The organism is Geobacillus sp. FSL K6-3411 (assembly GCF_037965715.1).
Lineage (GTDB): Bacteria > Bacillota > Bacilli > Bacillales > Anoxybacillaceae > Geobacillus > Geobacillus thermodenitrificans.
Map to the genome: position 1 here is coordinate 113,644 of NZ_CP150187.1, position 14,729 is coordinate 128,372.

The window sequence follows — 14,729 nt, forward strand, 5'->3', positions numbered from 1 at the left end:
CGGAAGACGGAGCGGCCATAATGCCTTGGCGGCATATCTCGCCAAGCGAGATGGATGGGCACGATGTTCCGCTTCCGGTTTTCACTAATGTCTACATTTGAGGGGTGAATCACTCTTGACAGGCCGACTAGTTCAATATGGGCGACACCGCCAAAGAAGAAGTTATGCACGCATTAGCGAAGTGCTGGAATTGCCGAACTTAATTGAAATTCAAACGTCCTCCTATCAATGGTTTCTCGATGAAGGGCTGCGGGAAATGTTCAAAGAAATTTCCCCGATCGAAGATTTTTCTGGCAATCTTTCTCTTGAATTTATCGACTATAGCTTAGGGGAGCCGAAATACTCGGTTGAAGAGGCAAAAGAACGCGATGTTACATATGCAGCACCGCTTCGCGTGAAAGTCCGCCTCATCAATAAAGAGACGGGCGAAGTGAAAGAACAAGACGTGTTTATGGGCGATTTCCCACTGATGACGGAAACCGGCACGTTTATCATCAACGGAGCGGAACGCGTCATCGTCTCTCAGCTCGTTCGCTCGCCAAGCGTCTATTATAGTGATAAAGTCGATAAAAATGGGAAACGCGGCTATTCGGCAACAGTGATTCCGAACCGCGGCGCATGGCTTGAATATGAAACCGATGCGAAAGACGTCGTTTACGTTCGTATCGACCGCACCCGTAAACTTCCTGTTACGGTGCTTCTTCGTGCGCTCGGGTTCAGCTCCGATCAAGAAATCATCGACTTGCTTGGTGATAACGAATATTTGCGCAATACGCTCGAAAAAGATAATACCGACAGCACGGAAAAAGCGTTGATCGAAATTTATGAGCGTCTCCGCCCGGGTGAACCACCGACGCTAGAGAATGCGAAAAGCTTGCTCGCGTCACGCTTTTTTGACCCGAAACGCTACGATCTAGCTAGCGTAGGACGCTATAAAATCAACAAAAAACTTCATATTAAAAACCGTTTGTTTAACCAGCGGTTGGCGGAAACGATTGCTGATCCGGAAACAGGAGAAATCATCGCCGAAGCTGGAACGATGATCGACCGCCGGACGCTGAACCGTCTGTTGCCTTATTTAGAAAAAGGTGCCGGGTTGCAGACGTACCGGCCGACTGAAGGGGTAGCCGACGGACAAATTTCAGTGCAAACGGTAAAAATCTATGCGCCAAATGACCCAGACAATGAAAAAGTCATCAACATTATCGGCAATGGTTTTATTGCTGAGGATGTGAAACATATTACACCGGCGGATATTATTGCGTCGATCAGCTATTTCTTTAACTTGCTTCACGGTGTTGGCGATACGGATGATATCGACCATTTGGGTAATCGTCGCCTTCGTTCGGTCGGCGAACTGTTGCAAAACCAATTCCGTATCGGTTTGTCGCGCATGGAACGCGTCGTGCGCGAGCGCATGTCAATCCAAGATGCGAACACGATTACACCGCAGCAACTGATCAACATTCGCCCGGTGATTGCGGCGGTTAAAGAGTTTTTCGGCAGCTCACAGCTGTCACAGTTTATGGATCAAACGAACCCATTGGCTGAGTTGACGCATAAACGCCGTCTTTCTGCGCTTGGTCCTGGCGGATTGACGCGGGAGCGCGCCGGATTTGAAGTGCGTGACGTTCACTATTCTCACTATGGACGGATGTGTCCGATCGAGACGCCAGAAGGTCCGAACATCGGGTTGATTAACTCACTGTCTACCTACGCGAAAGTAAACAAATTCGGCTTTATTGAAACACCATACCGACGCGTCGATCCGGAGACAGGGAAAGTTACGGATCAAATTGATTATTTAACGGCCGACGAGGAAGACAACTATGTCGTGGCGCAAGCGAACGTGCCGCTTGCGGAAGATGGAACGTTCCTTGAGGAAAACGTCATCGCTCGTTTCCGCGGTGAAAACATTGTCGTCAAACGCGAGCGCGTCGACTATATGGACGTTTCGCCAAAGCAAGTTGTTTCTGCAGCAACGGCATGTATTCCGTTTTTGGAAAACGACGACTCGAACCGCGCCTTGATGGGGGCGAACATGCAGCGTCAAGCGGTACCGCTGTTGCAGCCAGAGGCGCCGATCGTCGGTACTGGAATGGAGTACGTCTCAGCGAAAGATTCGGGAGCAGCGATCATCTGCAAGCATCGCGGCATCGTTGAGCGCGTTGAGGCAAAAGAAATTTGGGTGCGTCGGCTCATTGAAGTAGACGGCAAAGAAGTCAAGGGAGATTTAGATAAATACCGCTTGCTCAAATTCGTTCGTTCGAACCAAGGTACATGCTACAATCAGCGTCCGATTGTGAAAAAAGGCGACATCGTCGAAAAAGGGGAAATTTTAGCTGACGGTCCATCCATGGACAAAGGCGAGCTGGCACTCGGCCGCAACGTGCTTGTCGCCTTTATGACATGGGATGGCTACAACTACGAAGACGCGATCATTATGAGCGAACGGCTCGTCAAAGAAGACGTATATACGTCGATCCATATTGAGGAATATGAGGCGGAATCGCGCGACACGAAGCTTGGTCCGGAAGAAATTACGCGCGACATCCCGAACGTGGGCGAGGACGCGTTGAAAAACTTGGATGAGCGCGGCATTGTCCGCATTGGGGCGGAAGTAAAAGACGGCGACTTGCTCGTTGGTAAAGTGACGCCAAAAGGAATGACTGAGTTGACGGCCGAGGAGCGGCTGTTGCACGCGATTTTCGGTGAAAAAGCGCGCGAGGTGCGCGACACATCGCTGCGTGTCCCGCACGGTGGCGGCGGCATTGTCCTCGATGTGAAAGTATTCAATCGCGAAGATGGTGACGAGCTCCCGCCAGGTGTCAACCAGCTTGTCCGTGTCTACATTGTGCAAAAACGGAAAATTTCCGAAGGTGACAAAATGGCGGGTCGTCACGGGAACAAAGGGGTTATTTCCCGTATTCTTCCGGAAGAAGATATGCCGTTCCTGCCAGACGGCACGCCGATCGATATCATGTTAAACCCGCTCGGCGTTCCGTCGCGGATGAACATCGGGCAAGTGTTTGAGCTGCATCTTGGTATGGCAGCCAAAAAGCTCGGTTTGCATATTGCTTCCCCGGTCTTTGACGGAGCCACGGAGGAAGATGTGTGGAACATTCTCGAAGAGGCTGGCATGGCTCGCGATGCAAAAACCGTGCTCTATGACGGTCGGACAGGGGAACCGTTTGACAACCGCGTGTCGGTCGGAATCATGTATATGATTAAGCTTGCCCACATGGTTGATGACAAGCTTCACGCCCGTTCAACTGGCCCGTATTCGCTCGTCACCCAGCAGCCGCTTGGCGGTAAGGCGCAATTTGGCGGTCAGCGCTTTGGTGAGATGGAAGTATGGGCGCTTGAGGCATATGGGGCGGCATATACGCTGCAAGAAATTTTGACCGTCAAGTCCGACGATGTCGTTGGCCGTGTCAAAACGTACGAGGCGATCGTCAAAGGGGAAAACATTCCAGAACCGGGTGTACCGGAGTCGTTTAAAGTATTGATTAAAGAACTCCAAAGCTTGGGTATGGACGTTACGATTTTGACGAGCGATGAACAAGAAATCAACATGGAAAACTTTGATGATGACGACGACCATGCGCCGGATGCCATCATGGTAGACGTTAAGCCGGTCGAATCGGAAGAAGCTGACGAAGAAAAAAATGCGGTAACGAAAGAGTAACCGACAATGACGGCTAGGCGGGGAGCGTTCCCCGCCATAGGCCGTTAAAGCGAACGGATGACGAACAAGCCACGGAGTAAAACCGACGGATCAAAGAGGGAGGTATACCCCTTGCTAGATGTCAATAAGTTTGAGTACATGAAAATCGGGCTCGCTTCCCCGGAGAAAATTCGTTCCTGGTCGTACGGTGAGGTTAAAAAACCAGAAACGATCAACTATCGGACGTTAAAGCCGGAAAAAGACGGACTATTTTGCGAGCGCATTTTCGGCCCGACGAAAGACTGGGAGTGCCATTGCGGCAAATATAAGCGCGTCCGCTACAAAGGGGTTGTTTGTGACCGTTGCGGCGTCGAAGTGACGCGTTCCAAAGTCCGCCGTGAACGGATGGGCCATATCGAGCTCGCCGCTCCGGTTTCGCACATTTGGTATTTTAAAGGCATCCCGAGCCGGATGGGTCTTGTGCTTGATATGTCGCCGCGGGCGCTTGAGGAAGTTATTTACTTTGCTTCTTACGTCGTCACCGACCCAGGTGATACGCCGCTGGAGAAAAAACAGCTGTTGTCGGAAAAAGAATACCGCGCCTATCGCGAGAAATATGGTCAATCGTTCCAAGCATCAATGGGGGCTGAGGCGATTAAAAAGCTGCTCCAAGACATTGACTTGGATAAAGAAGTGGCCACACTGAAAGAAGAGCTGAAAACAGCGCAAGGGCAACGGCGCGCCCGCATTATTAAACGACTTGAGGTGCTTGAGTCATTCCGCAGCTCCGGGAATGATCCAGCTTGGATGGTGCTTGATGTGCTGCCGGTCATTCCGCCGGAACTCCGCCCGATGGTTCAGCTCGATGGCGGACGGTTTGCGACATCGGACTTAAACGATTTATACCGCCGTGTCATCAACCGCAACAACCGGTTGAAACGGTTGCTTGACCTTGGCGCACCGAACATCATCGTGCAAAACGAGAAGCGGATGTTGCAAGAGGCAGTCGATGCTTTGATCGACAACGGCCGCCGCGGCCGCCCAGTAACTGGGCCGGGGAACCGCCCGTTAAAGTCGCTTTCCCATATGCTGAAAGGAAAGCAAGGGCGCTTCCGGCAAAACTTGCTCGGTAAACGGGTCGACTACTCTGGTCGTTCGGTTATTGTAGTCGGTCCAAACTTAAAAATGTATCAATGCGGACTGCCGAAAGAAATGGCGCTCGAGCTGTTTAAGCCGTTCGTCATGAAAGAACTCGTTGAGCGGGGCTTGGCGCACAACATTAAAAGCGCGAAGCGGAAAATTGAGCGCGTGCATCCGGAAGTATGGGATGTGCTTGAAGATGTCATTAAAGAACATCCGGTGCTGTTAAACCGTGCTCCGACGCTTCACCGCCTCGGTATTCAGGCGTTTGAGCCGACGCTTGTCGAGGGGCGTGCGATCCGTCTTCATCCGCTCGTTTGTACGGCGTACAACGCGGACTTTGACGGCGACCAAATGGCGGTGCACGTGCCGCTGTCCGCTGAAGCACAAGCTGAAGCGCGTTTGTTGATGCTGGCGGCGCAAAACATTTTGAACCCGAAAGATGGAAAACCGGTCGTTACGCCTTCGCAGGACATGGTTTTAGGAAACTATTACTTGACGATGGAACGCGAAGGGGCAATCGGCGAGGGCATGGTATTCAAGGATACGGACGAAGCGCTGCTTGCTTATCATAACGGCTATGTCCATCTCCATTCACGCATCGCTATCCATGCCGGCTCGCTGAAAAACGAAACGTTTACTCCGGAACAAAACAACAAGCTGTTGCTGACGACGGTTGGAAAACTCATTTTCAATGAAATTTTGCCGAAGTCGTTCCCGTACATTAACGAGCCGACGACGGAAAATATCGAAGGGCGGACGCCGGATAAGTACTTCTTGGATAAAGGGGTCGACGTGCGCGAAGAGATCCGCAAGCGCGAACTCGTGCCGCCGTTTAAGAAAAAAGTGCTTGGGCAAATTATCGCCGAAGTATTTAAGCGGTTCAAAATTACCGAAACATCAAAGATGCTCGACCGCATGAAAGATCTCGGTTTCCAATACTCAACGAAAGCCGGTATTACGATTGGTGTTTCCGATATCGTCGTTCTGCCGGAAAAACAAGAAATTTTGGATGAAGCTCAAGCGAAAGTCGACACCGTGTTGAAACAGTTCCGCCGCGGATTGATTACCGACGAAGAACGGTATGAGCGCGTCATCTCTGTTTGGAGTGCGGCGAAAGATAAAATTCAAGATCGGTTGATGAAATCGCTCGATAAGCGCAACCCGATCTTTATGATGAGCGATTCCGGGGCGCGCGGTAACGCCTCGAACTTTACGCAGCTCGCAGGGATGCGCGGTTTAATGGCTAACCCGGCCGGCCGGATTATCGAGCTGCCGATCAAATCGTCGTTCCGTGAAGGCTTAACGGTATTGGAGTACTTTATCTCGACGCACGGCGCGCGCAAAGGGTTGGCGGATACGGCGTTGAAAACGGCCGACTCAGGTTATCTCACGAGACGTCTTGTTGACGTGGCGCAAGATGTCATCGTCCGTGAAGAAGATTGCGGCACGGATCGCGGCATTTTGGCGCGGGCGTTAACGGACGGCACGGAAGTTGTCGTCAAGCTTGAAGAGCGTCTTGTCGGCCGCTATGCGCACAAGACGGTGCACCATCCGGAAACGGGTGAAGTGATCGTCCGCAAAGATGAGATGATCACAGAAGATATCGCCAATGAGATCATCAAGGCTGGCATTACCGAAGTATGGATTCGTTCTGTCTTTGCTTGCAACACGCGCCATGGTGTGTGCAAAAAATGTTACGGCCGCAACATGGCGACAGGTATGGATGTTGAAGTTGGCGAGGCGGTCGGCATCATCGCTGCCCAATCAATCGGTGAGCCGGGTACGCAGTTGACGATGCGGACGTTCCATACGGGCGGTGTTGCTGGGGACGATATCACTCAAGGTTTGCCTCGGGTACAAGAGCTGTTTGAAGCGCGCAACCCGAAAGGGCAAGCCGTCATCTCGGAAATTGACGGCACGGTCGTTGCGATTAATGAAACGCGCGACAATCAATATGAAATCGTCGTGCAAAGCGAAGTGGAGACACGCTCTTATGTGGCTCCGTACAATGCACGCCTGAAAGTCGAAGAAGGGCAACACGTTGAACGCGGCCAAGAGCTGACGGAAGGTTCGGTCGACCCGAAACAGTTGTTGCGCGTGCGTGATATTACGTCTGTCCAAGAATACTTGCTCCGTGAAGTGCAAAAAGTGTACCGGATGCAAGGGGTTGAAATTAGCGATAAGCACATTGAAGTCATGGTGCGACAAATGCTGCGCAAAGTGCGCGTTATCGATGCCGGCGATACAGATGTGTTGCCAGGCACGCTTTTGGACGTTCATCAGTTCACGGATGTCAACGCTCAAGCTATTCGGGAAGGAAAGCGGCCAGCAACAGCCCGCCCGGTGCTGCTCGGTATTACGAAAGCGTCGCTTGAAACGGATTCGTTCTTGTCGGCCGCTTCGTTCCAAGAAACGACGCGCGTCTTGACCGATGCAGCGATCAAAGGAAAACGGGATGAGCTGCTCGGCTTGAAAGAAAACGTCATTATCGGCAAACTTGTCCCGGCGGGAACAGGCATGGCCCGCTACCGCAACGTAAAACCTGCCGTCAAGAAGGAAACGGCTAGTGATACCGTTCCATCTAATTAAAAAGTAACGGGGATGGCCGGCTAAGGTGCCCTTGGCCGGCTCTTCCTTGATGAAAAAATTCAGTTGACAACGAACAGAGAAAGTGGTAGTCTAATAAAGGTGTTCCAACAACCTGGTACTTTGGAGGATATGTTACATGTCTTATGAAAAAGTATTACAGGCTGGGAAAATCGTCATTGGAACCAAACAAACGATAAGGGCTTTAAAGGAAGGAAAGGCAGCGGAAGTGATCGTGGCAGAAGATGCCGATTTGCCGATTATCGAAAAAGTGATGGCAGCAGCCAATGAGGCGAACGTGCCGATCACGAAAGTCGATTCGATGAAAAAACTCGGCAAGGCATGTAAAATCCAAGTCGGTGCAGCTGCGGTAGCGATCCTCCGTTGATTGCTTTACCTTTAAAACCTTTGTTTGCATAAACGATGAACCACCTGGATATGTGGGCTTAAACGATATGTGTGAAAGGAGGATTTTTTCATGCCTACAATTAACCAACTGGTCCGTAAAGGGCGCCAGAAAAAAGTATTTAAGTCAAAATCCCCTGCATTGAACAAAGGGTACAACAGCTTCAAAAAAGAACAAACGAACGTGTCGTCTCCACAAAAACGCGGCGTATGTACGCGTGTCGGCACGATGACGCCGAAAAAACCGAACTCGGCGCTTCGGAAATATGCCCGTGTCCGCCTGACGAACGGGATTGAAGTGACGGCTTACATCCCGGGAATCGGCCATAACTTGCAAGAACACAGCGTCGTGCTCATCCGTGGCGGACGTGTTAAAGACTTGCCAGGGGTACGCTACCATATCGTTCGTGGTGCATTGGATACAGCGGGCGTAGCAAACCGGATGCAAGGTCGTTCGAAATACGGCGCGAAAAAGCCAAAAGCAGCGAAAAAATAATGAAGTGAAGAGAATTTTTTCCTGAAAGGAGGAAAAACTATGCCACGTAGAGGCCCAGTTGCTAAACGTGACGTATTGCCAGATCCGATTTACAACTCGAAACTTGTCACCCGTTTGATCAATAAAATCATGATCGACGGAAAAAAATCGAAAGCACAAAAAATTCTTTACACTGCGTTTGATATTATCCGTGAACGCACGGGTAAAGATCCAATGGAAGTGTTCGAACAAGCGTTGAAAAACGTTATGCCAGTGTTGGAAGTACGCGCTCGCCGCGTTGGTGGGGCGAACTACCAAGTTCCGGTCGAAGTTCGTCCGGATCGTCGCGTTTCCCTCGGATTGCGCTGGCTCGTGCAATATTCCCGTCTCCGCGGTGAAAAAACGATGGAAGAACGCTTGGCGAACGAGATTATGGATGCAGCCAACAACACGGGTGCAGCAGTGAAAAAACGCGAAGATACGCATAAAATGGCTGAAGCGAACAAAGCGTTTGCTCATTACCGCTGGTAAGGAGCGCTGCTCAAAGGAAATAGGTGAGAAGGCACGCGTGATGTTGCCTGTTCACCTATCTTCCTGTATATTGTGGCCCTTTCAGCTGCATGCATCTAGCTTCTCTTAATCAATTCAAAGAGAGTTGCGCCATAGATGGCGTCGCCATCTACTTATATTTTATATTGTAAGGAAGGAGAAAATAACCACTATGGCAAGAGAGTTCTCCTTAGAAAACACTCGTAACATAGGGATCATGGCGCACATTGACGCCGGAAAAACGACGACGACGGAACGAATCCTGTTCTACACAGGCCGCGTTCATAAAATCGGGGAAACGCATGAAGGCTCAGCTACGATGGACTGGATGGAACAAGAGCAAGAGCGCGGGATTACGATTACGTCGGCGGCGACAACGGCGCAATGGAAAGGCCATCGCATCAACATCATCGACACGCCAGGGCACGTCGACTTCACGGTTGAGGTTGAACGTTCGTTGCGCGTGTTGGACGGAGCCATTACGGTTCTTGACGCCCAATCTGGTGTAGAACCGCAAACGGAAACAGTTTGGCGTCAAGCGACTACATATGGTGTTCCGCGGATTGTATTCGTCAACAAAATGGACAAAATCGGTGCGGACTTCTTGTATGCGGTAAAAACGCTCCATGACCGCTTACAAGCGAATGCCTACCCGGTGCAGTTGCCGATCGGCGCTGAAGACCAATTCACCGGCATTATTGACCTCGTGGAAATGTGTGCATACCATTACCACGACGACCTTGGCAAAAACATCGAACGCATCGAAATTCCGGAAGACTACCGCGATTTAGCGGAAGAATATCATGGCAAGCTCATTGAGGCCGTTGCGGAACTCGATGAAGAGCTGATGATGAAATATTTAGAAGGAGAAGAAATTACGAAAGAAGAGCTGAAAGCCGCAATCCGTAAGGCGACGATCAACGTTGAATTCTATCCAGTCTTCTGCGGTTCAGCTTTTAAAAACAAAGGTGTTCAGCTGCTTCTTGACGGGGTTGTCGACTACTTGCCGTCTCCGTTAGATATCCCGGCGATTCGCGGTATCATTCCGGATACGGAAGAAGAAGTGGCTCGCGAAGCACGCGATGACGCTCCGTTCTCCGCGTTGGCATTCAAAATTATGACTGACCCGTACGTTGGGAAGTTGACGTTCTTCCGCGTCTACTCCGGAACGCTTGATTCCGGTTCTTACGTCATGAACTCAACGAAACGGAAACGTGAACGGATCGGTCGCTTGCTGCAAATGCATGCGAACCACCGTCAAGAAATTTCGACAGTCTATGCCGGTGATATTGCGGCAGCAGTAGGTTTAAAAGAAACAACGACCGGCGATACTCTATGTGATGAGAAAAATCTTGTCATCTTAGAGTCGATGCAATTCCCAGAGCCGGTTATCTCGGTGGCGATCGAACCGAAATCGAAAGCCGACCAAGATAAGATGGGTCAAGCATTGCAAAAACTGCAAGAGGAAGACCCGACATTCCGTGCGCATACCGATCCGGAAACAGGACAAACGATCATTTCCGGGATGGGCGAGCTGCACTTGGACATTATCGTCGACCGGATGCGTCGCGAATTCAAAGTCGAGGCGAACGTTGGTGCACCGCAAGTTGCTTACCGTGAAACGTTCCGTCAATCGGCTCAAGTCGAAGGAAAATTTATTCGCCAGTCCGGTGGTCGTGGTCAGTACGGTCACGTTTGGATCGAATTCACACCGAACGAACGCGGTAAAGGCTTTGAATTTGAAAATGCGATCGTCGGTGGGGTTGTTCCGAAAGAGTACGTGCCGGCTGTTCAAGCTGGATTGGAAGAAGCGATGCAAAACGGTGTCTTAGCTGGCTACCCGGTTGTTGACATCAAAGCGAAACTGTTTGATGGATCGTACCATGATGTCGACTCGAGTGAGATGGCGTTCAAAATTGCTGCTTCGATGGCGTTGAAAAACGCGGCAGCGAAGTGTGAACCGGTTCTGCTTGAACCGATCATGAAAGTAGAAGTCGTCATCCCTGAAGAATACCTCGGCGACATTATGGGTGACATCACATCCCGCCGCGGTCGCGTCGAAGGGATGGAAGCGCGCGGAAACGCCCAAGTTGTTCGTGCAATGGTGCCGCTGGCCGAAATGTTCGGTTATGCAACATCGCTCCGTTCGAACACGCAAGGGCGTGGAACGTTCTCGATGGTATTTGACCATTACGAAGAAGTTCCGAAAAACATCGCCGATGAAATTATCAAAAAAAATAAAGGCGAATAATTGATTTCTCTTGCTAGTTTCGCTATAAATACTTATGTAAGACTTGGGAACATCTTGTTCCCAAGCATCCTATAATTACTTAACTATATCAATCCATATTTTATTTAAGGAGGATCTTTCTCATGGCTAAAGCGAAATTTGAGCGTACGAAACCGCACGTCAACATTGGCACGATCGGCCACGTTGACCATGGGAAAACGACGTTGACAGCTGCGATCACGACAGTTCTTGCGAAACAAGGTAAAGCAGAAGCGAGAGCGTACGACCAAATCGACGCTGCTCCGGAAGAGCGTGAACGCGGAATCACGATTTCGACGGCTCACGTTGAGTATGAAACAGAAAACCGTCACTATGCGCACGTTGACTGCCCGGGCCACGCTGACTACGTGAAAAACATGATCACGGGCGCGGCGCAAATGGACGGCGCGATCCTTGTTGTATCGGCTGCTGACGGTCCGATGCCGCAAACTCGCGAACACATTCTTCTTTCCCGCCAAGTCGGTGTTCCGTACATCGTTGTTTTCTTGAACAAATGCGACATGGTGGACGACGAAGAATTGCTTGAACTCGTTGAAATGGAAGTTCGCGATCTTCTTTCTGAATATGACTTCCCGGGCGACGAAGTGCCGGTTATCAAAGGTTCGGCATTAAAAGCGCTCGAAGGCGATGCACAATGGGAAGAAAAAATCGTTGAACTGATGAACGCGGTTGACGAGTACATCCCAACTCCGCAACGTGAAGTAGACAAACCGTTCATGATGCCGGTTGAGGACGTCTTCTCGATCACGGGTCGTGGTACGGTTGCAACGGGCCGTGTTGAGCGCGGTACGTTAAAAGTTGGTGACCCGGTTGAAATCATCGGTCTTTCGGACGAGCCGAAATCGACGACTGTTACGGGTGTAGAAATGTTCCGTAAGCTTCTCGACCAAGCAGAAGCTGGTGACAACATCGGTGCGCTTCTCCGCGGTGTATCGCGTGACGAAGTTGAGCGCGGTCAAGTATTGGCGAAACCGGGCTCGATCACGCCACACACGAAATTTAAAGCACAAGTTTACGTTCTGACGAAAGAAGAAGGCGGACGCCATACTCCGTTCTTCTCGAACTACCGTCCGCAATTCTACTTCCGTACAACGGACGTAACGGGCATCATCACGCTTCCAGAAGGCGTTGAAATGGTTATGCCTGGCGACAACGTTGAAATGACGGTTGAACTGATCGCTCCGATCGCGATCGAAGAAGGTACGAAATTCTCGATCCGTGAAGGCGGCCGCACGGTTGGTGCTGGTTCCGTATCGGAAATCATTGAGTAATCAATGAAAAAAGGATGTCCAGTTGATGGACATCCTTTTTCTTTTAGCTAGACATTTCGTTTTATTAGAAGTCTAAGAAATTCTTAATCCGTGAAGGTGCTGGTGAGCGTTCCGGATCGGAAGTGGTACCGAACAGCAACGGCTTCATCATGCCGTTGCTATTCTTTTGGCGGTGGGCTTTCCCAACTTCATCGTCTAGGCATTGTGTTGAAAACGAGGCAGTGGCTATGTATAATGAAGAAGTGTGGGAAAAGCGAAGAAATGACTTGCAATCTCGCTTACATACAGGTATAATATCAAATGTTGGTCTTTGACTGCGATGAAGCGGAAGGTTGCTGACACACCCGGCTGCTTTGCCACAGCCCTGTGCAGGAAATTTCCGTGGAGAAGTCTATTTTCAAAATAGGCGAAGAAGGAGGGAAACCAAATGGCAAAAGAAAAAATTCGCATTCGTTTAAAAGCTTATGATCATCGAATTTTAGACCAATCGGCGGAGAAAATCGTCGAAACCGCAAAACGTTCTGGGGCAAAGGTATCGGGTCCGATCCCGCTGCCGACGGAAAGAACGGTTTATACGATTTTGCGTGCCGTTCACAAGTACAAAGACTCCCGTGAACAATTTGAAATGCGGACACATAAACGTTTGATCGACATCATTAATCCGACTCCGCAAACAGTTGATTCGTTGATGCGGTTAGATTTGCCGTCGGGCGTTGATATTGAAATTAAACTTTAATCTAGTCGATTAGGAGGTGTGACAAATGACGAAAGGAATCTTAGGAAGAAAAATCGGTATGACGCAAGTATTTGCGGAAAACGGCGATTTGATTCCGGTAACCGTCATCGAAGCGACGCCAAACGTCGTGCTGCAAAAGAAAACGATCGAAAACGACGGTTACGAAGCGATTCAATTAGGATTTGAAGACTTGAGCACAAAGCGAGCCAACAAACCGCAAATCGGCCATGCTGCCAAAGCAAACACGGCACCTAAGCGCTTCATTCGTGAAATCCGCGGTGCTAACGTGAATGAGTATGAAGTTGGCCAAGAAGTAAAAGTTGACATTTTCAGCGAAGGCGACATTGTTGATGTTACAGGCATTTCCAAAGGGAAAGGCTTCCAAGGGGTCATTAAACGTCACGGCCAATCGCGCGGACCAATGGCTCACGGTTCCCGTTACCATCGTCGTCCAGGTTCGATGGGGGCGATCGCACCGAACCGCGTATTTAAAACGAAAAACTTGCCAGGCCGCATGGGCGGTGAACGCGTTACGATCCAAAACTTGAAGATTGTGAAAGTCGACCCAGAACGCAACTTGCTGCTCATTAAAGGCAACGTACCGGGTCCGAGAAAAGGATTAGTTATCGTGAAAAGCGCCGTTAAAGCGAAGGCGAAGTAACATCTGGCCAAGAAAGGAGGAACTACGTAATGCCAAAAGTAGCATTATATAACCAAAACGGACAGACGATCGGAGAAATCGAATTAAACGATGCCGTTTTTGGTATTGAACCGAATAAACACGTATTGTTCGAAGCAGTTATTATGCAACGCGCCTCGATGCGCCAAGGAACGCATAAAACGAAAAATCGTGCTGAAGTGAGCGGCGGCGGCCGCAAACCATGGCGTCAAAAAGGGACTGGACGTGCTCGCCAAGGTTCGATTCGTTCTCCACAATGGCGGGGCGGTGGTACGGTCTTTGGTCCGGTTCCGCGTAGTTACAGCTACAAATTGCCGAAAAAAGTCCGCCGTTTAGCGATCAAATCTGCATTGTCGTCGAAAGTGCTCGAAAACGACATCGTTGTATTAGATCAACTGTCGCTTGAGGCACCGAAAACGAAAGAAATGGTGAAAATTTTAAATAACCTCGCGGTTGACCGGAAGGCACTCATTGTAACCGACGAGTTGAACGAAAACGTCTATTTGTCGGCGCGCAACATCCCGGGCGTCAAAGTTGTTGCTGCCAACGGCATCAATGTGCTTGACGTGTTAAACCATGACAAGCTCGTCATTACGAAGGCGGCCGTGGAGAAAGTAGAGGAGGTGCTTGCATAATGAAAGACCCTCGCGACATTATTAAGCGCCCCATCATCACGGAAAACACGATGAACTTGGTCGGGCAACGGAAATATACGTTTGAAGTTGACGTCAAAGCGAACAAAACGGAAGTGAAAGACGCCGTTGAGAAAATCTTTGGTGTCAAAGTCGAAAAAGTCAACATTATGAACTATAAAGGGAAATTCAAACGCGTTGGCCGTTACAGCGGCTACACGAATCGTCGCCGCAAAGCGATCGTAACGCTGACGCCGGACAGCAAAGAAATCGAACTGTTTGAAGTGTAATATTAA

General features: G+C 50.0%; 11 protein-coding genes. All 11 read left to right on the forward strand.

Features of this window, described 5'->3' with window-relative positions; translation table 11 throughout:
* The first annotated feature begins 115 nt into the window (after positions 1-115).
* The 11 genes from rpoB to rplW all read left to right on the forward strand — a co-directional run bounded on the left by rpoB (position 116) and on the right by rplW (position 14,723).
* A complete protein-coding gene (gene rpoB, locus NSQ22_RS00625; RefSeq protein WP_081157331.1) occupies positions 116-3,688 on the forward strand; it encodes a DNA-directed RNA polymerase subunit beta in 3,573 nt (1,190 codons plus the stop codon).
* A gap of 111 nt (positions 3,689-3,799) precedes the next feature.
* Positions 3,800-7,399, forward strand: a complete 3,600-nt coding sequence (gene rpoC / locus NSQ22_RS00630) for a DNA-directed RNA polymerase subunit beta' (protein WP_029761768.1) — start codon at positions 3,800-3,802, stop codon at positions 7,397-7,399.
* Positions 7,400-7,535: 136 nt separating this feature from the next.
* Positions 7,536-7,784: a 50S ribosomal protein L7ae-like protein gene (locus NSQ22_RS00635; RefSeq protein WP_008881950.1), complete on the forward strand. Its 249-nt coding sequence runs from the start codon at positions 7,536-7,538 to the stop codon at positions 7,782-7,784.
* Between the two features lie 90 nt (positions 7,785-7,874).
* Entirely contained in the window at positions 7,875-8,297 is a 423-nt protein-coding gene (gene rpsL / locus NSQ22_RS00640) for a 30S ribosomal protein S12 (RefSeq protein WP_008881949.1), read from the forward strand.
* Positions 8,298-8,336: 39 nt separating this feature from the next.
* On the forward strand, positions 8,337-8,807 hold the full coding sequence (gene rpsG / locus NSQ22_RS00645) for a 30S ribosomal protein S7 (protein WP_008881948.1): 471 nt from the start codon (positions 8,337-8,339) through the stop codon (positions 8,805-8,807).
* Between the two features lie 190 nt (positions 8,808-8,997).
* Complete coding sequence (fusA, locus tag NSQ22_RS00650; protein WP_008881947.1) at positions 8,998-11,076, forward strand: elongation factor G; 2,079 nt, start codon at positions 8,998-9,000, stop codon at positions 11,074-11,076.
* A 122-nt stretch (positions 11,077-11,198) separates the two neighbouring features.
* Positions 11,199-12,386: an elongation factor Tu gene (gene tuf, locus NSQ22_RS00655; protein WP_008881946.1), complete on the forward strand. Its 1,188-nt coding sequence runs from the start codon at positions 11,199-11,201 to the stop codon at positions 12,384-12,386.
* 427 nt (positions 12,387-12,813) lie between these two features.
* Positions 12,814-13,122: a 30S ribosomal protein S10 gene (gene rpsJ, locus NSQ22_RS00660; RefSeq protein WP_008881945.1), complete on the forward strand. Its 309-nt coding sequence runs from the start codon at positions 12,814-12,816 to the stop codon at positions 13,120-13,122.
* 25 nt (positions 13,123-13,147) lie between these two features.
* A complete protein-coding gene (rplC, locus tag NSQ22_RS00665; RefSeq protein ID WP_008881944.1) occupies positions 13,148-13,783 on the forward strand; it encodes a 50S ribosomal protein L3 in 636 nt (211 codons plus the stop codon).
* A 29-nt stretch (positions 13,784-13,812) separates the two neighbouring features.
* Entirely contained in the window at positions 13,813-14,436 is a 624-nt protein-coding gene (gene rplD / locus NSQ22_RS00670) for a 50S ribosomal protein L4 (protein WP_008881943.1), read from the forward strand.
* On the forward strand, positions 14,436-14,723 hold the full coding sequence (gene rplW, locus NSQ22_RS00675; RefSeq protein WP_008881942.1) for a 50S ribosomal protein L23: 288 nt from the start codon (positions 14,436-14,438) through the stop codon (positions 14,721-14,723). The genes rplD and rplW overlap by 1 nt, the downstream gene beginning before the upstream one ends.
* The last annotated feature ends 6 nt before the right edge of the window (positions 14,724-14,729 follow it).

Excerpts from the sequence above, each read along its gene's own strand:
- rplW (WP_008881942.1), top strand. The coding sequence starts at position 14,436 with ATGAAAGACCCTCGCGACATTATTAAGCGCCCCATCATCACGGAAAAC.
- rplC (WP_008881944.1), top strand. The coding sequence starts at position 13,148 with ATGACGAAAGGAATCTTAGGAAGAAAAATCGGTATGACGCAAGTATTT.
- rpsJ (WP_008881945.1), top strand. The coding sequence starts at position 12,814 with ATGGCAAAAGAAAAAATTCGCATTCGTTTAAAAGCTTATGATCATCGA.
- tuf (WP_008881946.1), top strand. The coding sequence starts at position 11,199 with ATGGCTAAAGCGAAATTTGAGCGTACGAAACCGCACGTCAACATTGGC.
- fusA (WP_008881947.1), top strand. The coding sequence starts at position 8,998 with ATGGCAAGAGAGTTCTCCTTAGAAAACACTCGTAACATAGGGATCATG.
- rplD (WP_008881943.1), top strand. The coding sequence starts at position 13,813 with ATGCCAAAAGTAGCATTATATAACCAAAACGGACAGACGATCGGAGAA.
- rpsL (WP_008881949.1), top strand. The coding sequence starts at position 7,875 with ATGCCTACAATTAACCAACTGGTCCGTAAAGGGCGCCAGAAAAAAGTA.
- rpsG (WP_008881948.1), top strand. The coding sequence starts at position 8,337 with ATGCCACGTAGAGGCCCAGTTGCTAAACGTGACGTATTGCCAGATCCG.
- NSQ22_RS00635 (WP_008881950.1), top strand. The coding sequence starts at position 7,536 with ATGTCTTATGAAAAAGTATTACAGGCTGGGAAAATCGTCATTGGAACC.